This window comes from Streptomyces sp. NPDC085927 (assembly GCF_044540975.1).
Lineage (GTDB): Bacteria > Actinomycetota > Actinomycetes > Streptomycetales > Streptomycetaceae > Streptomyces > Streptomyces hirsutus.
Map to the genome: position 1 here is coordinate 56,903 of NZ_JBITSN010000022.1, position 24,112 is coordinate 81,014.

Sequence of the window (24,112 nt, forward strand, 5' to 3'; positions counted from 1 at the left end):
GTCATTCTTGTCAGTACAAAGCCTTCGAACAACCAGCAGTCAGCCGTCAAAAACCCCTCAGGAGTTCCAGGAGCCGGTCATATGGGCCACCCCTTCCCCCTCAGGGAAATCGCACGTCAGGCAGGGTTGAGCGAGGCCACGGTGGACCGGGTGCTCAACGGCCGGGGCGGAGTGCGGGACAGCACCGCGCAGGAGGTGCGCCGGGCGATCGCCGACCTGGACCGGCAGCGCACCCAGGTCCGGCTGGTCGGCCGTACGTTCATGGTGGACATCGTGATGCAGTCGCCCGAACGGTTCTCCACCGCCGTGCGTGTGGCCCTGGAGGCCGAACTCCCCTCCCTGCACCCGGCCGTGGTCCGCTCCCGCTTCCACTTCCGCGAGACGGGTCCGGCGGGGGAACTGGTCGCCGCCCTCGACCGGATCGGGCGGCGCGGCTCGCAGGGGGTGATCCTCAAAGCCCCGGACGTCCCCGAGGTCACCGCCGCCGTCGGCCGGCTCGCGGCGGCGGGCATCCCGGTGGTGACGCTGGTGACCGACCTGCCCGCGAGCGCCCGTGTCGGCTACGTCGGCAGCGACAACCGGGCGGCCGGCGCGACCGCCGCGTATCTCATGGGGCAGTGGCTCGGCGACGGCCCCGGCAATGTGCTCACCAGCCTCTCCAGCGGTTTCTTCCGCAACGAGGAGGAGCGCGAGATGGGCTTCCGCAGCGCCATGCGCGCCCGGTACCCCGAGCACGCCCTCGTGGAGATCGCCGAGGGACAGGGCCTGGACACCACCCAGTACGAGCTCGTCCGGGCGGCCCTGGACCGCGACCCGGACATCCGCGCGGTCTACTCGATCGGCGGCGGCAACATCGCCACCCTGCGGGCCTTCGAGGACGCCGGGCGCGAGTGCACCGTGTTCGTCGCGCACGACCTCGACCACGACAACACCCGGCTGCTGCGCGAGCACCGCCTGTCCGCCGTGCTCCACCACGATCTGCGCCACGACCTGCGCGAGGCCTGCCACCTCGTGATGCGCGCCCACGGCGCCCTGCCGCCCGCGGGGCCCACCCTCCCCTCCGCGATCCAGGTGGTCACCCCCTACAACATGCCGCCCGGCACGATGGCCGGGTGACGGCTCACGGTGAAGGAGCCCGGCCCGGGCGTGTATCCCCGTCCGGCGGGCCGGGGCTGCCTACCGTCGTGGGCATGAGGAAACCGACCCCGGAAGGCGGGCCCGAGCGGCTGGTGACCCTCGCCGACGGCGTGTTCGCCATCGCCATCACCCTGCTCGTCCTGGACCTCTCCGTGCCGCGGGGACTGAGCCCCGAGGAGTACCACGACGCTCTGCGTGCGCTGCTGCCCAACCTGGGCGCCTACGCGATCAGCCTGGTGGTGCTGGCCGGCTTCTGGCGCGAGCACCGCGCGCTCTTCCGCACCGTCCGGCAGGTGGACGGACAGGTGATCTCGCTGACCGTGCTCGGCCTGGGCATCGCGGCACTGCTGCCGTTCCCGACCGCGCTGATCTCGGAGTACGGCGACGAGCGCGTCTCGGTGGTCATCTACTCGGCGGCGGTCGCCGCACTCGGCGGGGTCCATCTCACGCTGGCCGTCCTCCTCGCCAGACGCCCCTGGCTGCGCGGCGACGCGGCCCCGGGGCGGGACGAGGAGCTCTCCCTCGCCGATCTGGGCTCGACGGTGGCGGTGTTCCTCGCGACCATCCCACTGGCCCTGGTGGTCGGGCCCGCCGCCATGTGGTGGTGGCTGGTGCTGGTGCCGCTCAAGGTCTGGCTGGGCCGCCGGGAGAGCGCGGCCCGCTGAGACGTCAGGAGGAGGCGTCCACCGTCACCCACGCGCCGCTCTCGGCCGAGCGCACCATCGCGTCCAGTACGGCCGCGCTGCGCACGGCGTCGGTGAGTGTGGCGCCGTACGCGGTGTCCTCGGCGATGGAGCGCAGGAAGCGGTGGGCCTCGATGACCTTCAGGTCGTCGTAGCCCATCGCGTTCGCCGCGCCCGGCTGGAACGCGCCGAACTCGCCGTCGCCCGGACCGACGTGAACCGTGCTCACCGGCTGGTCCTGGTAGGCGGTGCCGCGGCTGACGCCGAGTTCGTTCATCCGCCGGAAGTCCCAGAACACGGCGCCCCTGGTGCCGTGCACCTCGAAGCCGTAGTTGTTCTGCTCGCCGACCGAGACCCGGCAGGCCTCCAGCACGCCGCGCGCGCCGGAGGCGAAGCGCAGCAGGCAGTTCACGTAGTCCTCGTTCTCCACCGGGCCGAGCTCACCGCCGGCGGCGCGGGAGTGCCCGGCCGTGGCGCCGGCCGGGCGGGCCCGCTCGGGCAGGAAGATCGCCGTGTCGGCGGTCAGCGAGGCGATGTCGCCGAGCAGGAAGCGGGCCAGGTCGGCGCCGTGCGAGGCCAGGTCGCCGAGCACGCCGCTGCCGCCGCGCTCCCGTTCGTAGCGCCAGGTCAGGGCGGACTCGGGGTGGGCGGCGTAGTCGCTGAACAGGCGGATGCGGGCATGGGTGACGGTGCCGATGTCGCCGTCGGCGATCAGTGCGCGGGCCGCCTCGACGGCGGGCGCGTTGCGGTAGTTGAAGCCGACCGCGCTGCGGACGCCGGCCTTCTCGACGGCGTCCGACACCGCGCGGGCGTCGTCGGCGGTGAGACCGACCGGCTTCTCGATCCAGATGTGCTTGCCGGCCTCGGCCATCGCGACGCCGATCTCACGGTGCAGGAAGTTCGGGGCCGTGATGCTGACCGCCCGGATCCGCGGGTCGGCGGCCACGTCGCGCCAGTCGCGGGTGGTGCGGGCGAACCCGAACTGCGCGGCGGCCTCCTCGGCCCGGCCCGGCACCTCCTCGGCGACCGTGATCAGCTCCGGGCGCAGGGCGAGCTGCGGATAGTGGTGCGGCACCCGCGCGTACGCCTGGGTGTGCACCCGCCCCATCCAGCCGAATCCGATGACGGCGACACCGAGCGTATCCACCATGAGAGCCCTTCCTCGGACCGTTCCGTACCCGGACCGTTCCCTGTTCCGTCCATCCTTGTCCAGACAAACCTTGAGTGTGGACGGGTGAGGGTGTCAAGGAGTGGATCAGATGCGCAGCACTTGTCCGCAATGGAGCGAACGAAATTGTTGACTATTCTGTTTGGATAGGCTTAGGGTCACCAGGCACCCACTCAGGGGGAGAGCGACGATGCCCGACCAAGGCCGCCCGAGCAGCGGAGAGCAGGCCAAGCAGCATGCCATCGCCCAGCTGCGGCAGGCGATCCTGCAGGGCGACATGGCACCGGCCCAGCGGCTGGTGGAGAACGAACTCGCCGAGCGGTTCGAGGTGACCCGGGCCAGCATCCGGGCCGCGCTCATCGACCTGGAGGCCCAGGGCCTGGTCGAGCGGATCCGCAACCGCGGCTCACGGGTGCGGGTGGTGACCGTGGAGGAGGCGGTCGCCATCACCGAATGCCGGATGGTGCTCGAAGGGCTGTGCGCCGCCAAGACCGCCGCCACGGCCGACGACGCGCAACTGGACCGGCTCACCGCACTGGGCACGGCGATGACCAAGGCCGTGGCCGACGGCGAGCCCCTCACCTACTCCCAGCTCAACCAGGAACTCCACACCCGCATCCAGGAGTTCTCAGGACAACGGACGGCCGTGGCCCTGCTGGACCGCCTCAACGGCCAACTGGTCCGCCACCGTTTCCAGCTGGCGCTCAGACCGGGACGCTCGCAGCACTCCCTGGTCGAGCATCTGGCCATGATCGAAGCGATCAGGGCCAGGGACCCCGAGGCGGCCGAGGCGGCCGTCCGCGCCCACCTCACCAGCGTGATCGAGGCACTGCGCGGCTGACCGGACCGTCCCCGAGTCCCCGTCCAAGCCCTTGGAGGTCCCCGAGGGCCCCGCCGCTCGGCGACATCGCCCACCTCGGACACGTGCAGCTCTTCACCCCGGACCCGGACGCCGGCGTCGCCTTCTCCACCGACTGCCTGGGCCTCACGGTCAACGGCCGGGACGGCGACACGGTCCGGCTGCGCACCTTCGAGGACTACGAGCACCACGGCCTGGTGCCGACCACCCGCGAGCGGCCCGGCCCCGGCCGGCTCGCGCCCTGCGGACCTTCAGCGAACAGGCCCTGCACCGCCGGGTCCGGGCGGGCGAGGAGGCGGGCGGATCCGGCCGCTGGACCGAGGACGAACCGGGCCTCGGCAAGCTGTACGTCACGACCGACCCGGACGGCCACGAACACGTCCTGTACCGGGGGAGCGAGCACTACCGCGCCCCCGGCGAACTGAAACCCGCGCCGAAGAACCAGCCGCAGGCCAACCCGGCCGGGGCGTGGGCGTCCGGCGGCTCGACCACGTCAACCGGCTGCACCGCCTCGCCGCCGACGTCCTCGCCGACGCGGAGTTCCAGCAGCGGATCCTCGGGGCACGCCCCACCGAGCAGCTCCGGCCCGACGACGGCAGGATCGCGGCCCGCCGGCCGACGTACACGCACACGTCGTACGACGTCGTCCACGCCGAGGACTGGACGGGTTCGAACAGACGGCTGCACCACATCGCCTTCGCCACCGACACCCGCGAGGACATCCCGCGCGCCGCCGATCTCGCCATCGACACCGGTGTGTTCATCGAGACGGGAGCCCACAAGCACGCGATCCAGCAGACGTTCTTCCTCTACGTCCACGAACCGGACCGCAAACACGTCGAGTTGTGCAACCTGCTCACCCGCCTGGTGCTCGCGCCCGACTGGCCGCCGATCACCTGGACGGAGGCCGAGCGGGCCGAGGGCCGGGCGTGAGGACTGCGGACCATCGCCTCCTTCCACACGCACGGCACCCCACCGGCCGACACCGACGGCGTGGCACGGGGTGCCGACGCGGCCGCCGGGCGCGGGGAACGGGGAGTGCCGGTGGCACCGAAGGCGTGGCGTGAGCCCACGGAGAGCGCGGCCGGGCCGGGAGTCACGCCGCCCGAGCCGCGGTCGTAGGCCCCCGCACCCTCCGTCCCCGAGCCGCCTTCCGGATGCGGTAGTGTTGACCTGCGTGATCACGCGGTACGCCGCGCGGAACGCATCGGGACGTGGCGCAGCTTGGTAGCGCACTTGACTGGGGGTCAAGGGGTCGCAGGTTCAAATCCTGTCGTCCCGACTCGTGAGAGTCGCAGGTCAGAGGTCGTATCGGAGGAATCCGACACGGCCTCTCGACCGTTTTGGGTGCGGTCACGTCCGGTAGTGGTCGTCGATGGGGAGGCGTGCCTCGTCGAACAGGGCCGGGCCGTGCTGCTCCACTGTCGGCCGGGCGCCCGACTCCGGGTCGAGTCCGACGAGTTGCTCGGTGGACAGGGCGTAGACGACTCGGCCGGGACCGGACCGGACGATGCTCCCGGCACAATGGTGCACGGCCGGTAGCTGGTGTACATGGTGGTGCGTGCGGCGGTGGTGGCGTCGAGCTCGCGGGCGGCTCAGTGGGCAGCTTCAGTTCGGGGTGGGCGCTGATGTCGTCGCGCCGCACCGTGTTGTGGGCCTCGGCGAGAATCGTGCCGTCGGGGCCGGCAGCGAGCCGTACGGTGCGTCGCCCGGGGTGAGGGCGTGGGTGGCGACGGCGATCGCGCGCCGCAGAAGTTTCTCGTCGGCGGTCGTGATCACGACGGCGCGCTCCAGTGCGTGGCCACGGCGGTGAGTGCCCGCCAGGCCTCGTGGGGGCGGCGGGTCTCCTCCGGATCTCCGTGGTAGGGGTCGAGGACGACGGTGTCGGCGCCCAGTCGGCGAAGCTGCTCGAGGTCGTCGAGGATCTGCTCGAGGGTGCCGACGCCCGGAGGCCGTTCGGGGTCGTCGACGGGGGCGGTGGTCACCCGCAGCGCGATGCGGGGCGCGACGGCCCGCAACGAGTGGTTCGTCATGGCCGAGCGCAGCCGGGGAATGCCGACCCGCAGCGGATGCCAGGCGTCGCCGAACCGTACGGCGCGCCGGAGCGCGGCCTCGCTGTTGCCGCCGACCCAGACGGGGATCGCGGGGGTGCCGTCCCCGGTCTCCGCGTGCCAGGTGTCGCGCAGGGTGGCCAGGTGCTCGTCGGTCAGTCTGCCGCGCGCGGAGAAGGGCACGCCGAGCGCCTCGTACTCCTGGCGTGACCAGCCGACGCCCACGCCCAGCACGAACCGGCCGCCGCTGATGTGGTGGAGGTTCGTGGCCATGCGCGCCACCAGCAGGGGATGCCGGAGAGGCAGGAGGAGCACGGTCGTGCCCAGTCGCAGCCGGGTGGTGACGCCGGCCAGCCAGGACAGCGCGGTGAACGGTTCGTAGAACGGCTCCGGGTACCGCTCGGCCACGTCCGGGGTGACGGCCACGTGATCCGACATCATGAGGAGGTCGAAGCCGAGCCCCTCCACGATCCGTGCCCACTCGCGAAGGACGCCGGGATCGGTCCCGGGCCCGAAGTTCGGTACGTTGACGCCCAGTTTCATGCCTCGAAGGTATACCGGTGATCTGGCATAACGGAACCGAATTCTCCCTGTTCTGGCCGCGATCCCCCGTGAATCTGCCGGTAGGATCGCGATATGGCCGTTAACCTTGACGATGTCGACTGGGCGATCCTGGAGCTGTTGCAACAGGAGGCGCGGATCTCCCTCAGCGAGCTGGGCCGACGGGTGGGCCTGAGCTCCTCGGCCACCACGGAACGGGTGCGGCAACTGGAGGCGCAGGGCGTCGTCACCGGCTACCACGCGGTGGTCGACCTGGCGAAGGTCGGCTACCCCGTGCTCGCCCTCGTCCGCCTGAAGTACCCGGGCAACCGCCATCAGCCGTTGCGTCAACTGCTCGCCGGACGACGGGAGATCCTGGAGTGTCTGCGCACCACCGGTGACGACTGCTACACCCTGAAGGTGGCGGCGACCTCCATGGAGCATCTGGAGACGCTCATGGACGAGCTGGCCGGCCTCGGCAGCACGACGACCAGTGTGGTCTACAGCCAGACGATGCCTTTTCGGGGGCCCGTCAGGCCGTGACCGGTGGCGGACCGGCGGCCGGTGGGCGGGCGACCGCCCCGGGACGGTCCCGGACGTGGCGTGGGCCGGGAGGCGGTCACCCTCCCCCGAAGGTGACCGACTCCCGGCCGCTCCCCCGGCGCCGGACAGTGGTCGTGGCGTCCGTGTTCAGCGGACCGGTGCCGTTACCAGCACATGACCGCGGTCTCGCCCGAACCCCGTGCGGAGTACAGGCGGATCCGGACGAAATAGCGGCGGCCCTTGACGAGCCGGACCGCGAGGGTCGCGTTGTGCGGGGTTCCCCCGTCGTCGTACCCGGCGAGGTAGCGGGGCTCCCCGGCCCGTTCCTCGAACAGCACGACGACCAGGTCGCCGTCGCCGAAGGTGCCCACCGTGTAGTCGCGGGTCTCCACCGGATCGATGTGGAAGTCGGCCTGTTCGCCGGGGCCCAGACCGAGCGGCACCGAACGGAACGGCACCAGTGCGGGCGGGCCGGGCCGTTCGGCCGGCGGGTACCAGCCGAGGGCGAACTCCTTGTCCGCCGCGGACAGCGTGCCGGGCGGATGGACGCCCCCGCGGAACTGCTCCGGTTCCAGTATCAGACCCGGCGCGAAGGCGTACCCCATGATCGAATCGGCGTCCCAGACGGGGCCGTTGACCTCGTTCGCGTCCAGCTTGCGCAGGATGTTGTGGTGCGTCCGTTCCCGGCTCCAGTGGTTGGGCGGGCCCGCCAGCTCGGTGTACACGGCCTCGTCGTCCCAGTGGAGCCCCGCGCAGGGGCTCTGGTGCTCGTGCAGCATGCCCAGGGCGTGGCCGATCTGGTGCAGGGCCGTCGCACGCTCCCCGGGCTCGGTCAGGTCCCAGCCGAAGTTCATGGTGCGGTCGTGCAGACCCGCCAGGAGTGCCTCCTTGCCGACGGCCGACCAGGAGCCGCCGCCGGACTGGAAGCCGATGCGCAGCTCCGCCTCCGAGCGGTCGTGGACCTCGGTGAAGGCGAGTCCGATCCCGAGGCCCTGCCACTCGGCGAAGCACTCGCGCACCACGTCCCGCTGCGTCTTGGTGCCGCCCCACGGCACCCACCGGGTCCGGCCGGTTCCCGGTACGGGAATGACCGACCCCTCGGCGTCGCCGCGGAAGAAGCAGTAGTGCAGCACGGTGCCGTTGACCCACATCCGCCGCCCGGCGGTCAGCGCGCCGAGCCGCTCGGCGGCGAGCCCCGGCGCGAAGGCGGGGGCCGGCTGCCGCGTCAGCGAGCAGTAGCGAGGGGTCATGGGGGAGAGGGTGCCCCACGGGCGGCCCTCGGCGCCTGAGTCGGGGTCTACTCAACTCGCCCTGTATCAGGGGTGAGTATTCCCGCTCCTGATGATGTGACGACTTCGCCGGGGAACACGACCACGCCGTTCCGGCCCCACGGGAGGGAGGAGACGCCGTCCATGAGGGACGTGGTGGCACTGGAGCCCTCGCCGCTCTGGCCCTTCACCGGCAGGGAGGGCGAACTGCAACTGGTCCGCCGGTCGTTGGCCGGGTCCCGGCGTGGCCTCGTGGTGAGCGGACCGCCGGGCCGGGGCAAGACCCGGCTCGTCACCGAGGCCGTCCGCGGCACCGACTGCGCCCGGGTCGCCGGAATCCCGCAGGCCCACCGGATGCCGTTCGCCGCCTTCGCCCCTCTGCTGCCCGAATCGGTCACCCTGCACCGCGCGCTCCGGCTCCTGTCCGGATTACGGACCCTGCTGGTCGACGACGCCCACCTGCTCGACGACTCCTCCGCCGCCCTGGTCCATCAACTCGCCGTGCGGTCGGACACCCGGCTGCTGATCGTCGTCACCGACGGAGCTCCCGTACCCGCCGCGGTGTCCCGGCTGTGGGCCGGCGAGCTGCTGCCCCGCCTGCCCCTGGGGCCGCTGCCCCGCGAGGAGACCGCACAACTGGTCACGGTGGGCGCGGGCCGGGCCCCGGAGCCTCTCACCGTCAACCGGCTGCACCGCCTCGCCGGCGGCGACCTGCGGCTGCTGCGCGAACTCCTGGGGGCACTACGGGGACACGAGGGCCTCGCCCCCGTACCGGGCACGGACGAATGGGCCTGGCGGGGCCCGGTACCGCTCACACCGGCCGTCCGCGAGCACACCGCCCACCTGCTCACCCGCACGGACCCCGTCGAACGCGAGACGCTGGACCGCCTGGCCTTCGCCGAACCCCTGCCGGTGAACCTGGACGACCCGACGGGCCCGCAGGACCCGATCGACCCGGTCGGCCGCCCGGCGGGCCCCGCCCCCCTCGACCTCGCCGCCCTCGAACGCCTGGAGGACGACGGCCTGGTCCACGTCGACGGCCAGGGCGCCGTCCGTCTCGCCCACCCCCTGCACGGCCCCGTCCTGCGGGCCGCGGCCGGCAGACTGCGGGCGCGCCGGCTGGCCCGCGCACCCGAGGAGTACGGACCCGCCCTGGACGCCGAGGCCGCCGCCCTCACCGCGCTGATCGGACAGGCCGACGTCCGGACCGTCCCGGCGCCCGTGGGGGACTGGCTGGTGGCGGAGGGTGTCCCGGTGCCCGCCGGGTACGCGGCACTGCGGGCCCGGTACGCGCGGCTGCGGGGCGAAGTGCGGGAGGCCGCCGCATGGGCCCGCGAGGGACTGCGCACGACGGCCTCCACATCCTCCGGCCCCGCCGGAGCCGAAGCCGGAACCGGAACCGGATCCGGGGCGGCTGCCGAAGCCGGAGCCGAACTCGCCCTCGCCGAGGCCCAGTCGGCCGCCCTCACGAGCGGCCGGCACCCCGCCCACGCCCCGCACGACCCCTATGACGCCGTCCGCCTGGGCACCCCCGAACGGGCCGCCGGGCGGCTCACCGGTGTCTTCGCCGCCCACGCCGACGCCCTCACGCACGCCGACGGTCCCGCCCTGGACCGCGCGGCCGGCGAACTGGAGCGGCGCGGCTTCCTGCTGTTCGCGGCCGAGGCGTACGCCCAGGCCGCCGCCGCCCACCGCGACCCGGGCGCCGCCCGCACCGCGCGCACGCGTGCCGTCGACCTCGCCCGTCGCTGCCAGGGCGCCCGCACCCCGGCACTCGCCGGTCTGGTCCTGGGCGAACTCACCGCACGGCAACGGCAGATCGTCACCCTCGCCGCCACCGGACTCAGTAACCGGCAGATCGCCGAACGCCTCACCCTGTCGGTCCGCACCGTCGGCAACCACCTGTACAGCGCCTACACCCGCCTCGGCGCGAGCGACCGCACCGCCCTGCCCCGGCTGACCGACTCCCGGGCGGCCGACTCCCGGCGGACCGAACTCCGGCCGGCCGAACTCCGGGAGGCGCAGCCCGCCTGACCCCTCGTGTTCCGGGCCCGGGGGCCGTCCGCTCGGCTCAGGCCGCGCCGAACGCCGAGAACGCCCACCCGGTGGCCCGGTGCATCGCGTCGTCCGGCAGCGAGGCCCGCGCGTCACGCAGGGCCTCCGCCAGGGACAGCCCCGCGTCGAGCCCCTTGTGCAGCGCGAGCATCAGCGGCACCACCGCCGCGTCGTTCACGGGCGCGCTGCACGCCACCACACCCGCCGTGCCGAGCGGCAGCAACGCCGTGACCAGGCCCAGGAGTTCGTCGGCGCCCACACTGGCGAACCGCGCGGTGTCGCAGCAGGACAGGATGATCCGGTACGGGCTGCGGTCGAGCCGCTCGAAGTCGTGCACGATCAGCGGCCCGTCGGCCATCCGCAGCGAGGAGAACAGCGGACCGTCCGCGCGGAACTCGCCGTGCGCGGCGATGTGCGCCAGCTCGGCCCCGTCCAGTTCCTCCAGCACCCGCTCCACCCTCGCCCCGTCCTCCTCCAGGACCCTCGCCCCGCCGTACCGGCCGGCGAGCTCCGGCACCTCCGCACCGCCCGTCGCCAGCCCGGGGCCGCGCACCAGCACCTGGCGGCCCCCGGACGGCGGCGCGGTCTCCCGCGCGCGCAGCCAGCCGCTCGCCGACGGCGACACACTGAGCACCCGGTCCCGCAGCGACGGCAGCAGCGCCCACGGCACCCGGTGCAGCCGCCCCGGCGGTACGACCACCAGCGGGCCGGTGCCCAGATGCGCCGCCGCCGGACCCAGCAACAGCTCCTCCAGACGCCGGCCCGCGGCCTCCACCACCGGCAGCCGCGCCTGGGCCCCCGGATGGGCGAGGCGCCGCAGCCCGGCCTGCACATGCTCGGCCTCGGTCTCCGCCGCGGCCAGGAGACCCGCCTCGAACCGCCGTACCCGCCCCTGCCCGCACAGCAGCACCTGCACCCGCCCGTCGAGCACGGCGAGTTCCACCAGTTGGACGTCACCGCTGTCGCTCAGCCGCCGCAGCAGCCTGCCCACGTCGAACCGGCCCCCGACGTCGAACCGGCCCCGGCCGTCGGCCGCCGTGCCACGCATGTGCAGGGTGCGGGAGCGGATCTCCCGTTCCAGACGCCGCTGTTCCCGCTCCAGCGCCGGCACGGCCCTGCCGTCCATCCGGGCCTCCTCCGCGCGGGCGGCGATCTCCCGGTAGGCGGTCATGCCGCGGAGCAGCGCCGGGTCGGCAGGCGGCCGGGTGGGCGGCGTGGACAGCGCGGTGGCCCGCCAGCGTTCGCTCCACACCAGCAGCCGCCGCGGCCCGCCCGAGACCAGGCTCGCCCGCTGGGCCAGGGCGGCCAGCTCCGCGCCCTGCGCGGTGGCACGCGCCCGCAGCTCCGACGCGCCCAGCGTCATCCGGTGGTCGTCGAGCACGTCGAGCCCTCGACGGCAGGCCTCCAGGACACCCCGAGCGGACCCGGCCGCCTGCGCCCGCAGCGCCTGCGCGGCCCAGCCCGTCAGCCGCGCGAGCGGAGGCCCGCTGCGTCTGCTGCGGGCGGCGACCGCGAGATGCCGCTCGGCGTCCGCCGTCCAGCCGAGGTCCAGCGCGATCCGGCCCGCGAGCAGCGAGGCCTCCGGCGCGGCCGGCGCGCCCAGCGCGGCCAGCCGGTCGGCCACCGCCGCCGCCTCCGCGACCAGCCGCCCCGAACCGCGCCCGGCCGCGTGCCGCGCCTCGATCAGCACCAGCCGCGCGTGCGTCTCCCACCAGGTGCGCCGCTGCCCCGCGAACAGCCGTACGGCGAGCGCCGCGCGGGCGATCGCCGTCTGCGGGTCGTCCGCCAGCCGGGCGGCCCGCGCGGCGGCCAGCAGCAGCTCCGCCTTGCGGGTGGACTGGCCGCCGATCCCGTCGAGCGTCTTGACCGCCGCGTCCGCCCCCGCCAGCGCCTCGGACGGCAGTCCCGCCGCCATCAGCACCTCGCAGCGCCGGATGTCGAGCATGAACGTCGGCGTGCCGAGCTTGGCGTAGCGCTCCTCCGCCTCGTCGAGCAGCCTGAGCGCCACCGGGACGTCACCGGAGCGGAACGCGGCAAGACCCCGGCTCTCCACGGCGTCCGCCTTGTCGTGCTCCTGGCCCGTGGTGTCCCACAGCGCCTCCGCCGCGGTGAAGTCGGCGTTCGCCTGCTTCACCGCACCCAGCGCCAGATGCACCGTCGCGCGCAGGGTCAGGGCGCGCGCCGTCCAGATCACGTCGTCCGCCTGCCGCAGCACGGTGATGGCCCGCCGCACGTCCTCCAGCGCCTCCTTGTGATGCCCCAGCACCCACCACGAGTAGGCACGCCGGAACAGCACCCGCGCGCGGGTGTGCCCGGTACCGCGCTCGACGCCACGCCCCAGGGCGTCCAGGCCCTGCCGGGTGCGCCCCGCGTGCACCAACGCCACCCCGAGGGTGCCCAGGACGTCCGCCTCCCGCTCGGCCGAGTCCGCGCGCGCCGCCCAGTCCCGGGCCCGCCGCAGATGGGTCAGGGCCAGCCGCATGTCGCCGAAGTCCCGCTGCCAGATGCCGATCACCTGGTGGGCGACGGACGCGTGCAGCGGCGAGGGACGGTCGCCCAGCACCTTTTCCGCCTTCGCCAGGGCTTGGCCCGGGTCGGCGAACACCATCGGCAGCAATTCCAGCACCGATTCGCTTCCCGCTGTCACCTCATGGATGGTAGTGCTCCGCAACCGTGCCTCACAGGTGCGATGTTGTATCAAACGGCCGCCCCACGACTCTGATTCACGACGCGCCTTTCGCCGACGGCCCGGCCGGACACCGGCACCACCCGACACCAGCACCGTCCTACGACATCACCGCTCTACGACAGCTTCCGCGGCCCCGGCCGCCATCGCCCCGGTGGAGGACACGCCATGGCACCACAGCGATTCCGTGAGCAGTACGACCAGATCCAGCGCTCCATGCCCGACGTCCCCCTGGCGGTCGGCCCGGACGACGCGGGGGAGTTCCTCTACGAGAAGGGCGTCGTGCTCGCCCGCGACGGCGAGGAGGCGCGCCTCGTCGAGGACACCGTGCGGCAGCACTTCACCACGTTCGCGGGCCTGACCGCCGATCACGTGCGCCGGACGAGCCCGGAGACCAACCGCTCGGGCATCACCCGCATCCAGGTCGCCGACCCCGGGCAGGGTGACGGCAGCGGCGACCCCGCCGTCGCGGGCGCCCTGCGCGCCCTGCGGGCGCCGGAGGGCCGCACCGGCCGCCGGCTGGTCAGCCGCAACCACGTGGTGTCGATCGCGGTCAACGCCTGCCCCGGCGACGAGCCCGTGCCCGTGGAGGCCGGCGCGCAGCCCAACCCGGCCCTCGCCGACGGCGCCCACACCCCGGACGGCGCCGTCGGGGTACTCGTCATCGACACCGGCCTCATGAACGACTACCGCTCCTACCCGCTCCTCGCCCACACCCGGGGCGACGCCCAGGTCGAGGAGTGCGGGGACGACGGCATCCTGAAGCAGTACTGCGGCCACGGCACGTTCATCGCGGGGCTCGTCGCGGCCGTCGCCCCCAACACCGACATCACCGTCCGCGGCACCCTGAACGACGCCGGTGCCATCCTGGAGTCCGAGTTCGGCGAGAAGCTGTTCGAAGCCGTCGACCAGGACGGCTGGCCCGACATCCTCAGCCTCTCCGCCGGCACCTCCAACGGCCGCACCGACGGACTGCTCGGCGTCGACGCCTTCATGCAGGAACTCCGGCAGCAGCGCACCCTGCTCGTCGCATGCGCCGGCAACAACTCCAGCGCCTCCCCGTTCTGGCCCGCCGCCTACGCCGACCTCCCCGGCTTCGAGAACGCCGTCCTGTCGATCGGCGCCCTGCGCGGCGACGGCGAGTTCGGCGCCTGCTTCAGCAACCACGGCGCCTGGGTGAAGGCCTACGCTCCCGGCGAGCGCCTCACCAGCGCGCTCACCGGCTTCGACACCCCCGTGCCGTACGTGTACCAGCACTCCACCTACGACGCCTGCCGCTACGGCTTCGGCTACGCCTGCACCTGCCGGCACCCCCGGCACACCGGCGTCCTGAGCGAGGAGGGCGGCTCCGGCAAGCCGGACCAGGTGATGTTCGAGGGCCTCGCCCAGTGGAGCGGCACCTCGTTCGCCACGCCTGTCGCCGTCGGCATGATCGCCGCCCACATGACCGCGCGGGCCGAGACCGACCCGCGCGCGGCCCGGCAGCAGCTGATGGACGCGAACAGCGAGGTCGCCGAGGTGCGCGGGGCGAACGTACCGGCGCTCATTCCGGCCACCTGGCGTCCCACGCCGGTCACGCTCCCCTCCGCCCGGGCATGAGGTCCGGAACCGTTCCCTCCGCGGCGTACGATGACTTGCCGTACACGAGGGGTGGGACCGTGGAGCGTACTGATGTCGGCGCGTTGGTCCAGTCCGCCGCCGGCGGTGACGCGGCGGCCTGGAAGTCGATCGTGGAGGGTCTGGGCCCCCTGGTGTGGTCCGTGGTGCGCTCCTACCGGCTCTCCGAGGCGGACGCGCACGAGGTCTGCCAGACGGTGTGGTTCCGCTTCGCCCAGAACCTGGGGCGGATCCGGGAACCGGAGAAGACGGGCGCCTGGCTGGCCAGTACGGCGCGGCACGAGTGCCTGAAGGTGCTCAGGAACGCGCGCCGGCTGACCCTGACGGACGACCCGCAGCTCCTGGACCGGGTCAGCGAGGAAGACACACCGGAGCAGTCGCTGCTGGAGGCGGAGGAAGCCGCCGCCCAGAGCGAACGGGTACGGCGGATGTGGCAGGAGTTCGAGGAACTCGGCGACCGGTGCAGGCAGTTGCTGCGCGTGCTGATCGCCTCGCCGCCGCCGAGCTATCAGGAGGTGTCCGCCGCGCTCGGTATCGCGGTGGGCAGTATCGGGCCCCTGCGCCAGCGCTGTCTGCGCCGGCTGCGGGCCCGGCTCGAGGAACGGGGGGCGATGTGAACGGCATGGACGGTACGGACCGTACGCGCGAGGGAATGGACGACGGCCTCGACGACGGCGCGTTCGACGAGCAGGCCGGCCTCGACGCCGACCTGCTGGAGGAGGAACTCCGGCAGGCCGCCGCAGTCCTGGACCCATTGCCGCCGGCGCTGCTGCAGATCGCCGTGGACGCCTACGCCCTGCACGACCTGGACGCCAAGGTGGCCGAGCTGACCTTCGACTCGCTGGTCGACGCCATCCCGGTCAGAGGGACCGAGGACCCGCCGCGGATGCTCACCTTCAGCGCGGGCGAGGTGACCGTGGACGTCGAGGTGACCGCGCACGGCCTCATGGGGCAGCTGATGCCGCCCCAGCCGGCCCGGATCGAGGTGCTGGGCGGACCTCGGCCGGGCTCCTCCCTCACCGCCGACGACATGGGCCGTTTCACCGGTGCCACCCCGCCCTCCGGCCCGTTCGCCCTGCGCCTGCGGACCGGCGGGGACGTGGTCGAGACGGAGTGGCTGCGGACCTGACCCGTGCCCCGGGCCGGGCGTGGCGCGACGCGCCACGCCCGGGTGACGGGAAAGAGCACCCGGTCAGCGCGACACGGCCTCCACCAGGGTCCGGAGAGCCGAGGCGAGGTCCCGCAGGCCCGGGCCCGCGGGACCGCCCGGCTCGGTCATGTACGTGTCCCTGCGGATCTCCACCATCAGCGCCGTCACCTCCGCCCGCTTCCCGTAGAACTCCAGCGGCACGTACGTCCCGGCGAACGGGCTGTCCAGTCCCGTCTCCCCGCAGGGCGCGAACGCCTCGCGGGCCGCCTCGAGCAGACCGGGCGGTGTGTGGAACGCGTCGGTGCCCAGGCAGACCGGCGGGCGCGGGCCCGCGCCGTGGAGTTCGTAGGGCAGGGGCGCGGTGGGGTAGGAGTGGACGTCGATGATCACGGCCCGCCCGGTGGCCGCCAGACGGTCCGCCACCGCCCGGGTCATGGCCTGCGCGTACGGACGGAAGTACCGCTCGATCAGCGGCCCGTGGTCGAACCCGTCGGGCCGCAGCGCCTCCTTGTGCGTGGTCCGGGTGTAGACCGCGCCCATCCCGGACGCCAGCATCTCCTCCCGCTCGTCCGGGAAGCGCTCGGGGTCGATCACCAGCCGGGACAGCCCGTTCACGAACCGCCACGGAGTGATCCCGGCCGCCTCGGCGGCAGCCTCGGCGATCGCGGCGGTGTGCGCGTCGGTGATGTGGTCCAGCTCCCGCTCCAGCTCCGCGTCGCCCAGCACGATCCCGGACCGCACCTCGGCCGGTATCTCCCGTGAGGAGTGCGGCACATGAAGAATCACGGGGGAGTCCCCGGCCCCGGGAAGAAGACTGAAGGACTGCGGGGCGTGCGGGACCTGCGGTACCGGCGGGACATCGGTCATACGACTGCTCCAAGTGCGTTGTCAGTGGTGCGCGACAGGATCAAGGTGCCACACGCCACTGACAACGCTGCCTGCGCACCGAGACCGAGGACCGCCCATGCCGCTCGCCAACGACCGGATCACCGCCCACCCGTTCCTCCGGTCCCTGTACCAGGACGGTTACTACCCCGACCACGTCGTCGACCGCGGCCGCGCCGTCCTGCTCGCCCTGTGCGCGCGGATCGAGGCGGACCGTCCCGCCGGCCTGCCCGCTCTCCATGTCCTCACCCATGCCGCGACCGAGGAGTTCAACGATCTGGAGGCCGCGTTCGAGGAGGCGGGCAGCATGATCGAGACGGTGGGCCGCGAGGCGATAGCCGAGGACTTCTGGTTCGTCGCCCAGGCCTACGGGTTCACGGACGCCGACGTGGAGGAGCTGATCGCCCCACGCGAATGGTGACCCCGGAGCCGGAGCCGGAGCCGGAGCCGGAGCCGGAGCCGTGTCGGGGGCGAGCACGCCCGGACACGGCTCCGCCCCGGCCGGGCGTACTGCCGGCCGGGGCGGAACGGGAAGCCCCCGAGGGTTGGCCTCAAGGGCTGCCCGGTGGCGTCAGCTCAGGGACGCCAGCGCCTCGTTCCACGTGGTGGACGGACGCATGACCGCGGCCGCCTTGGCCGGGTCGGGCTGGTAGTAGCCGCCGATCTCGGCCGGCTCGCCCTGCACGGCGATCAGCTCGTCGACGATCTTCTGCTCGTTCGCGGCGAGCGTCTCGGCCAGCGGGGCGAAGGCCTTCGCCAGGTCCGCGTCCTCGCTCTGCCCGGCCAGCTCCTGCGCCCAGTACAGGGACAGGTAGAAGTGGCTGCCGCGGTTGTCGATGCCGCCGAGGCGACGGCTCGGGGACTTGTCCTCGTTGAGGAAGGTCGCCGTGGCGCGGTCGAGTGCGTCGGCGAGGACCTTGGCGCGGGCGTTGCCCGTGGTTTCCGCGAACTGCTCCAGGGAGGGCACCAGGGCGAAGAACTCGCCCAGGGAGTCCCAGCGCAGGTAGTTCTCCTTGACCAGCTGCTGCACGTGCTTGGGCGCGGAACCGCCCGCACCCGTCTCGAACAGGCCGCCGCCCGCCATCAGCGGGACGACCGACAGCATCTTGGCGCTGGTGCCCAGCTCCAGGATCGGGAACAGGTCGGTCAGGTAGTCGCGCAGCACGTTGCCGGTGACCGAGATGGTGTCCTCGCCGCGGCGGATGCGCTCCACCGACAGCTTGGTGGCCTCGACCGGGTTCAGGACGCGGATGTCCAGGCCCTCGGTGTCGTGCTCGGCCAGGTACTGCTCGACCTTGGCGATCAGGTTGGCGTCGTGGGCGCGGGTCTCGTCCAGCCAGAACACGGCCGGGGAGCCGGTGGCGCGGGCGCGGGTGACGGCCAGCTTGACCCAGTCGCGGATCGGCGCGTCCTTGGTCTGGCAGGCACGGAAGATGTCACCGGCGGAGACGGCCTGCTCCAGGACGGCGTTGCCGGCCCGGTCGACCAGGCGGACGGTGCCGGTGACCGGGATCTCGAAGGTCTTGTCGTGGCTGCCGTACTCCTCGGCCTTCTGCGCCATCAGGCCGACGTTCGGGACCGAGCCCATCGTGGACGGGTCGAAGGCGCCGTTGGCACGGCAGTCCTCGATCACGGCCTGGTAGACGCCGGAGTAGCTGGAGTCCGGCAGCACCGCGAGGGTGTCGGCCTCCTCGCCGTCGGGGCCCCACATGTGGCCGGAGGTGCGGATCATGGCCGGCATGGAGGCGTCCACGATGACGTCCGAGGGGACGTGCAGGTTGGTGATGCCCTTGTCGGAGTCGACCATCGCCAGCGCCGGGCCCTCGGCGAGCTCGGCGTCGAAGGACGCCTTGATCTCCGCGCCCCCGGGCAGGCCCTCGAGGCCCTTGTAGATGCCGCCCAGGCCGTCGTTCGGGCTGAGCCCGGCCGCGGCGAGCTGCTCGCCGTACTGCGCGAACGTCTTCGGGAAGAAGGCGCGCACCACGTGGCCGAAGACGATCGGGTCGGAGACCTTCATCATCGTGGCCTTCAGGTGCACGGAGAACAGCACGCCCTCCTGCTTGGCGCGGGCGACCTGCGCGGTGAGGAACTCGCGCAGCGCGGCGACCCGCATCACGGAGGCGTCGACGACCTCGTCCTTCAGGACGGGTACGGACTCGCGCAGCACCGTGGTGGTGCCGTCGTCGCCGACCAGCTCGATGCGCAGCGCGCCGTCCTCGGCGATCACCGTGGACTTCTCGGTGGAGCGGAAGTCGTTCTCGCCCATCGTCGCCACATTGGTCTTGGACTCGCCGCTCCAGGCGCCCATGCGGTGCGGGTGGTTCTTGGCGTAGTTCTTGACCGAGGCGGGGGCGCGGCGGTCGGAGTTGCCCTCACGCAGGACCGGGTTCACGGCGGAACCCTTGATCTTGTCGTAGCGGGCGCGGATCTCCCGCTCCTCGTCGGTCTTCGGGTCGTCCGGGTAGTCCGGCAGCGCGTAGCCCTGGCCCTGGAGCTCGGCGACCGCGGCCTTGAGCTGCGGGATCGACGCCGAGACGTTCGGCAGCTTGATGATGTTGGCCGCGGGGGTCTTCGCCAGCTCACCGAGCTCGGCGAGGGCGTCCGGGATGCGCTGGTCCTCGGTGAGGTACTCCGGGAACACGGCGATGATGCGTCCGGCCAGCGAGATGTCACGCGTCTCCACGGGGACACCGGCCTGGGAGGCGTACGCCCGGACCACCGGCAGGAAGGAATACGTCGCCAGGGCCGGGGCCTCGTCAGTGTGCGTATAGATGATGGTCGAGTCAGTCACCGGGTGCTCCGCTCCACGTCTGCAACATTGCTCGACATCAAGATATCCCGTACGCGTCCTGAGCTCGACAGGGGTCCGGACCGCATGGGGGCCGACCGTGCCGGACCCCATGGGTTTCGGACTCCGGCGGCGGCCGTCCCGCCCGCCCGCCGCGGGCCGCGGCGGGCTCCGCGGCCCGGTCCGTCCGCCGTACGTCAGACCGGGCGGAACGCCGTCATGTCGCCCGGCTCCGGCTCGGTGCCGCGCTGCTGCGGGAACACCACCGAGCCCTGCTGCAACGCCACCGTCCGCGCGGGCGACGGGATGCGGATGCCCTCCTCGCGGTAGCGCCGGTGCAGGCGCTTGATGAACTCGTGCTTGATCCGGTACTGGTCGCTGAACTCGCCGACGCCCAGGATCACGGTGAACCCGATGCGGGAGTCGCCGAAGGTGTGGAAACGCACCGCCGGCTCGTGCTCCGGGAGCGCGCCGGTGATCTCCGTCATCACCTCGGTGACGACCTCCTTGGTGACCCGCTCGACCTGCTCCAGGTCGCTGTCGTACGACACCCCGGCCTGCACCAGGATGGTCAGCTCCTGCTCGGGGCGCATGAAGTTGGTCATGTTCGTCTTCGCGAGCTGCCCGTTGGGGATGACCACCAGGTTGTTGGAGAGCTCGCGGACCGTCGTCTGACGCCAGTTGATGTCCTCGACATAGCCCTCCTCGCCGCTGCTCAGCCGGATGTAGTCACCGGGCTGGACGGTCTTGGAGGCGAGGATGTGGATGCCCGCGAACAGGTTGGCGAGCGTGTCCTGGAGTGCCAGCGCGACCGCCAGGCCACCGACGCCGAGAGCGGTGAGCATCGGGGCGATGGAGATGCCCAGGGTCTGGAGCACCACCAGGAAGCCGATCGCCAGGACCAGGATCCGGGTGATGTTCATGAAGATCGTGGCCGAGCCGGCGACGCCGGACCGGGCCTGGGTCACCGACTGCACCAGGCCGGCCACCACCCGCGACACCGACAGCGTCGCCGCGAAGATGACCAGCACCGTCAGCACCTGGTTGACGTTGTGCTGCACGGTCCGGGTCAGGGGCAGCGCGGCCGCCGCGGACGCGGCGCCGCCCGCGAGGGCCGCCCACGGCGCGATCATGCGCAGGGCGTCCACGGCGACGTCGTCGCCGCGCCACTGGGTCCGGTCCGCGTGCCGGCCCAGCCAGCGCAGCAGCATGCGCAGCAGGAACGCCGCGACCAGGCCCGCGACGATCGCGATACCGGCGAACAGCACGTCGTTCATGGTGAGCGCGCGCGTCATCGCTCACCTCCGGCGAGGGCCCGTGCCGTGGGGCGTATGTGATGTCGTGTCACGTCTCGTCACCTGTTCGCATTCGGGGGTGCCCGGGAGGGTGCGGCCCGGGAGGGTGTGCCGTGCCGAACCGGCCGGCCGGCGGCCGGCACGATCGCTCATCCTGCCGTATCCGGCAGGGCAGTTCGTACCACGCCGTGGCCGGGAGGCGCCCTGCCGCCACCCTGGTCAGATCACCTTCAGCCGCACCAGCGCGCCCAGTGTCAGCGCGCCGGGCAGCAACGGCAGCCACACCGTGACGACCCGGAACGCCAGCACCACCGCGGTGGCCACCGCGGCCGCCCCGCCCACCGCGACCAGCGCCACGACCAGGGCGGCCTCCACCGAACCGAGCCCGCCCGGCGTGGGCACCAGCGCGACCGCGACGGTCGCCGCGAGATACGCCACCGCCATGTGCGCGATCGGCACCGACAGCCCCAGCGCCCGCCCCACCAGGATCAGCGCCGCCGCCTGCAGCGCCGGGAACGCGAGGGCACCGCCCCACAGCGCCAGTGCCCTCGACGGCCGGGTGTGCACCGACCGGGCCTCGCCGAGTGCCGTCCGCAGGAAGGAGACCACGGCCGTCCGCACCCGCCGTACGAGCGCGAGCACGGCCACCGCGACCACCAGCACCGTGCCGAGCGCGAGCAGCAGGGGGCCCGACGCGCCCTCGGGCAGCAGGGATCCGGGGCGCAGCACGTCCGGGAACACGACGAGCAGCACACCCAGCAGGGCCACCCGGCCGACGGACTCCGCCAGCAGGTACAGCGCGAGGGCGGCCGAGGAGCGGGTCAGGGACAGCCCGCACACCGTCATGAACCGCAGGTTGACCGCGCTCGCGCCCAGCCCCGTCGGCAGCAGATGGTTGGCCGCGCCCGCCGCGAACTGCGTGGCCAGCAGTCGCCGCGCGGGGAGCCGTTCGAGGACCGCGCCCTGCCGGGTGCACGCGGCGGCCACCCAGGTCAGACAGGTCGCGCCGGCCGCGGCCAGCAGCCAGGGCCACCGCGCGGTGCCCAGATGGACGAAGCCGTCGGCGAGCACCGATCGCTGCCGCACCGCGAGCACGGTCACGAGCAGCAGGGGAAGTACGTACAGGATCCTGCGGAGGGTCCGCGTCACATCGGAGAAGTCTTTCCGCCCCGCGCCAACTGCGGGTGGCGGCAGGCCGGACGGCGGCTTACGGCCGGGCAGCGACTGCTGGAGCGTCATACGGACCTCACATGACCCGAACGGATGGCGAGCCTTGACCTCGACAATGCTTGAGGTTCTACCTTCTCCGGCATGAGCATGGAGACCACCGCCTGGACCCAGTTGCACAGCGTCATGAACGCCGAGGAGGAACGCCGCCCCTTCGCGCGGGAAACGCTACGCCGCATCGCGGGCTTCGCCCGCCCGCACCGCCGCCGCATGACCCTCTTCGTCCTGCTCGGAGCCGCCACCGCGCTGCTCGCCGTCGCCACCCCCGTACTGGCCGGACGCGTCGTCGACACCATCGTCTCCGACGGCGACTCGGCCACGGTCGTCCGGCTGGCCCTGCTCATCGCGCTGATCGCGGTGGTGGAGGCGGCCCTCGGCATCCTCGGCCGGAGGCTGTCGGCCTCCCTCGGCGAGGAACTCATCCTCGATCTGCGGACCGCCGTCTTCGACCACGTGCAGCGGATGCCGGTCGCGTTCTTCACCCGCACCCGTACGGGCGCGCTCGTCTCCCGTCTCAACAACGACGTGATCGGCGCCCAGCGGGCCTTCAGCAACACCCTGTCCACCGTGGTCGGCAACGTCGTCACGCTGGTGCTCGCCCTGGCCGTGATGCTCACCCTGTCCTGGCGGATCACCCTGCTCGCCCTGGTGCTGCTGCCGGTGTTCGTGATCCCCGCCCGGCGCATGGGCCGCCGCATGGCCGGGATGCAGCGCGAGGCCGCCGCCCTGAACGCGGCCATGGGCACCCGGATGACCGAGCGCTTCTCGGCACCCGGCGCCACCCTGGTCAAACTCTTCGGCCGCCCGCAGGAGGAGTCGGAGGAGTTCGCGGTGCGCGCCCGCCGGGTCCGGGACATCGGCGTACGGACGGCCACCGCCCAGACCGTGTTCATCACCGCGCTCACCCTCGTCTCCGCCCTCGCCCTGGCCCTCGTCTACGGCATCGGCGGCCACCTCGCCCTGCGCGGTTCCCTGGAGCCCGGCGCGGTCGTGTCCCTGGCCCTGCTGCTGACCCGCCTGTACGCGCCGCTGACCTCCCTCGCCGGGGCGCGGGTGGAGGTGATGAGCGCACTGGTCAGCTTCGAGCGGGTCTTCGAGGTGCTGGACCTGAAGCCGCTCATCGAGGAGAAGCCGGACGCCCGCGCCGTCCCCGAGGGCCCGGTCTCCGTGGAGTTCGACGACGTCCGCTTCGGCTACCCGTCCGCCGACAAGGTCTCCCTCGCCTCCCTGGAGGAGGTCGCCGCCCTGGACACGCACGGCGGCACCGAGGTTCTGCACGGCATCTCCTTCCGCGCCGAACCCGGGCAGACCGTGGCCCTCGTCGGCTCCTCCGGCGCCGGCAAGTCGACCATCGCGCAGCTGCTGCCGCGCCTCTACGACGTCGACTCGGGCGCGGTGCGGGTGGGCGGCGTCGACGTCCGGGACCTGACCGCGGGGTCGCTGCGCGACACCCTCGGCATGGTCACCCAGGACGGCCACCTCTTCCACGACACCGTCCGTGCCAACCTGCTGCTGGCCGCACCCGCCGCGAGCGAGCCCGAGCTGTGGGACGCGCTGCGCCGCGCCCGCCTGGACGACCTCGTACGCTCCCTGCCCGACGGCCTGGACACGGTGGTAGGGGAGCGCGGCTACCGGTTCTCCGGCGGTGAGCGCCAGCGCATGACCATCGCCCGGCTGCTCCTCGCCCGGCAGCGGGTCGTCCTCCTCGACGAGGCCACCGCCCACCTGGACAACACCTCCGAGGCGGCCGTCCAGGAGGCACTCACGGAGGCCCTGGAGGGCAGGACGGCCATCGTCATCGCGCACCGGCTGTCCACCGTCCGGGCCGCGGACCGGATCCTGGTCGTCGAGGCCGGCCGGATCGTGGAACGGGGCACGCACGAGGAGCTCCTGGCGGCCGGCGGCCGCTACGCCGAACTGCACCGCACCCAGTTCGCCCGCCGGCCCGCGGACGACGACCGGAACGACGACCGGGATACGGCGGTGGCGGCGGTGTAGAACAGGCCCGCCGTCCCGTACGGGACACGCGAGAGCGCCGCCGCGGACCCGGGCCCGGGGCCGCGGCGGCGGCCGCCGCCCCCCCCCCCGCGCCTTCCGCGCCCCGCCGCCCCCAACCGGGCCCCCGCGCGCCGCGCCCGGCACCCCGCCCCCCCGGGGGCC

Annotated in this window: 18 protein-coding genes, 1 tRNA gene and 2 pseudogenes; 12 read left to right on the forward strand and 9 right to left on the reverse strand. The window is 73.0% G+C overall.

Annotated features, from left to right (window positions below; translation table 11 throughout):
• Positions 1-81 precede the first annotated feature (81 nt).
• Both ACIF80_RS34535 and ACIF80_RS34540 read left to right on the forward strand, forming a co-directional pair.
• Positions 82-1,116, forward strand: coding sequence for a LacI family DNA-binding transcriptional regulator (locus tag ACIF80_RS34535; protein ID WP_399812172.1), 1,035 nt, complete (start codon positions 82-84; stop codon positions 1,114-1,116).
• 74 nt (positions 1,117-1,190) lie between these two features.
• The gene (locus ACIF80_RS34540) at positions 1,191-1,802 is read left to right on the forward strand and encodes a TMEM175 family protein (RefSeq protein ID WP_399812174.1); all 612 of its coding nucleotides are present in this window, start codon (positions 1,191-1,193) and stop codon (positions 1,800-1,802) included.
• A gap of 4 nt (positions 1,803-1,806) precedes the next feature.
• On the opposite strand, the gene ACIF80_RS34545 is transcribed toward ACIF80_RS34540, so the two are convergent.
• Positions 1,807-2,970: a Gfo/Idh/MocA family protein gene (locus ACIF80_RS34545; RefSeq protein ID WP_399812177.1), complete on the reverse strand. Its 1,164-nt coding sequence runs from the start codon at positions 2,968-2,970 to the stop codon at positions 1,807-1,809.
• Between the two features lie 208 nt (positions 2,971-3,178).
• Here ACIF80_RS34545 and ACIF80_RS34550 point away from each other — a divergent pair, with 208 nt between their 5' ends.
• The 3 genes and pseudogenes from ACIF80_RS34550 to ACIF80_RS34560 all read left to right on the forward strand — a co-directional run bounded on the left by ACIF80_RS34550 (position 3,179) and on the right by ACIF80_RS34560 (position 5,129).
• A complete protein-coding gene (locus ACIF80_RS34550) occupies positions 3,179-3,829 on the forward strand; it encodes a GntR family transcriptional regulator (protein WP_399812179.1) in 651 nt (216 codons plus the stop codon).
• A pseudogene (locus ACIF80_RS34555) lies at positions 3,826-4,780 on the forward strand (VOC family protein). The gene ACIF80_RS34550 and the pseudogene ACIF80_RS34555 overlap by 4 nt, the downstream one beginning before the upstream one ends.
• 275 nt (positions 4,781-5,055) lie before the next feature.
• Positions 5,056-5,129 (forward strand) — tRNA-Pro (locus ACIF80_RS34560).
• Positions 5,130-5,200: 71 nt separating this feature from the next.
• On the opposite strand, the pseudogene ACIF80_RS34565 reads toward ACIF80_RS34560, so the two are convergent.
• Both ACIF80_RS34565 and ACIF80_RS34570 read right to left on the reverse strand, forming a co-directional pair.
• A pseudogene (locus ACIF80_RS34565) lies at positions 5,201-5,626 on the reverse strand (nucleoside deaminase).
• Positions 5,623-6,441, reverse strand: coding sequence for an LLM class flavin-dependent oxidoreductase (locus tag ACIF80_RS34570; RefSeq protein ID WP_399812181.1), 819 nt, complete (start codon positions 6,439-6,441; stop codon positions 5,623-5,625). The pseudogene ACIF80_RS34565 and the gene ACIF80_RS34570 overlap by 4 nt, the downstream one beginning before the upstream one ends.
• Positions 6,442-6,534: 93 nt before the next feature.
• Between ACIF80_RS34570 and ACIF80_RS34575 the strand changes: the two genes are divergently transcribed.
• The gene (locus ACIF80_RS34575) at positions 6,535-6,981 is read left to right on the forward strand and encodes an Lrp/AsnC family transcriptional regulator (RefSeq protein WP_399812183.1); all 447 of its coding nucleotides are present in this window, start codon (positions 6,535-6,537) and stop codon (positions 6,979-6,981) included.
• A 164-nt stretch (positions 6,982-7,145) separates the two neighbouring features.
• Here the strand turns inward: ACIF80_RS34575 and ACIF80_RS34580 are convergent, their stop codons facing one another.
• Positions 7,146-8,231, reverse strand: coding sequence for a M12 family metallopeptidase (locus ACIF80_RS34580; protein ID WP_399812185.1), 1,086 nt, complete (start codon positions 8,229-8,231; stop codon positions 7,146-7,148).
• 162 nt (positions 8,232-8,393) lie between these two features.
• Between ACIF80_RS34580 and ACIF80_RS34585 the strand changes: the two genes are divergently transcribed.
• Positions 8,394-10,283, forward strand: coding sequence for a LuxR C-terminal-related transcriptional regulator (locus ACIF80_RS34585; RefSeq protein WP_399812188.1), 1,890 nt, complete (start codon positions 8,394-8,396; stop codon positions 10,281-10,283).
• 37 nt (positions 10,284-10,320) lie between these two features.
• Here ACIF80_RS34585 and ACIF80_RS34590 read toward each other — a convergent pair whose 3' ends face one another.
• On the reverse strand, positions 10,321-12,912 hold the full coding sequence (locus tag ACIF80_RS34590) for a CHAT domain-containing protein (RefSeq protein WP_399812218.1): 2,592 nt from the start codon (positions 12,910-12,912) through the stop codon (positions 10,321-10,323).
• A gap of 246 nt (positions 12,913-13,158) precedes the next feature.
• On the opposite strand from ACIF80_RS34590, the gene ACIF80_RS34595 reads away from it, so the two are divergent.
• Genes ACIF80_RS34595 through ACIF80_RS34605 form a run of 3 tightly spaced genes read left to right on the forward strand, consistent with a single transcriptional unit; the run spans position 13,159 to position 15,736 of the window.
• Complete coding sequence (locus tag ACIF80_RS34595) at positions 13,159-14,589, forward strand: S8/S53 family peptidase (RefSeq protein WP_399812191.1); 1,431 nt, start codon at positions 13,159-13,161, stop codon at positions 14,587-14,589.
• A 59-nt stretch (positions 14,590-14,648) separates the two neighbouring features.
• Positions 14,649-15,224 (forward strand): RNA polymerase sigma factor, encoded by a 576-nt coding sequence (locus ACIF80_RS34600; protein ID WP_399812193.1) that lies wholly within the window; start codon positions 14,649-14,651, stop codon positions 15,222-15,224.
• 35 nt (positions 15,225-15,259) lie between these two features.
• Positions 15,260-15,736: a hypothetical protein gene (locus ACIF80_RS34605; protein ID WP_399812221.1), complete on the forward strand. Its 477-nt coding sequence runs from the start codon at positions 15,260-15,262 to the stop codon at positions 15,734-15,736.
• A gap of 63 nt (positions 15,737-15,799) precedes the next feature.
• Here the strand turns inward: ACIF80_RS34605 and ACIF80_RS34610 are convergent, their stop codons facing one another.
• Positions 15,800-16,624, reverse strand: a complete 825-nt coding sequence (locus ACIF80_RS34610) for an N-formylglutamate amidohydrolase (protein ID WP_399812196.1) — start codon at positions 16,622-16,624, stop codon at positions 15,800-15,802.
• A 97-nt stretch (positions 16,625-16,721) separates the two neighbouring features.
• Between ACIF80_RS34610 and ACIF80_RS34615 the strand changes: the two genes are divergently transcribed.
• On the forward strand, positions 16,722-17,063 hold the full coding sequence (locus tag ACIF80_RS34615; RefSeq protein ID WP_399812198.1) for a DUF5713 family protein: 342 nt from the start codon (positions 16,722-16,724) through the stop codon (positions 17,061-17,063).
• Positions 17,064-17,213: 150 nt separating this feature from the next.
• On the opposite strand, the gene ACIF80_RS34620 is transcribed toward ACIF80_RS34615, so the two are convergent.
• From ACIF80_RS34620 to ACIF80_RS34630, 3 genes are all read right to left on the reverse strand, one after another.
• Entirely contained in the window at positions 17,214-19,433 is a 2,220-nt protein-coding gene (locus ACIF80_RS34620; RefSeq protein ID WP_399812200.1) for an NADP-dependent isocitrate dehydrogenase, read from the reverse strand.
• A 194-nt stretch (positions 19,434-19,627) separates the two neighbouring features.
• Positions 19,628-20,725, reverse strand: coding sequence for a mechanosensitive ion channel family protein (locus ACIF80_RS34625; RefSeq protein WP_399812202.1), 1,098 nt, complete (start codon positions 20,723-20,725; stop codon positions 19,628-19,630).
• A gap of 219 nt (positions 20,726-20,944) precedes the next feature.
• Entirely contained in the window at positions 20,945-21,964 is a 1,020-nt protein-coding gene (locus tag ACIF80_RS34630) for a YbhN family protein (protein ID WP_399812204.1), read from the reverse strand.
• A gap of 72 nt (positions 21,965-22,036) precedes the next feature.
• Between ACIF80_RS34630 and ACIF80_RS34635 the strand changes: the two genes are divergently transcribed.
• On the forward strand, positions 22,037-23,950 hold the full coding sequence (locus ACIF80_RS34635) for an ABC transporter ATP-binding protein (RefSeq protein ID WP_399812206.1): 1,914 nt from the start codon (positions 22,037-22,039) through the stop codon (positions 23,948-23,950).
• Positions 23,951-24,112 lie beyond the last annotated feature (162 nt).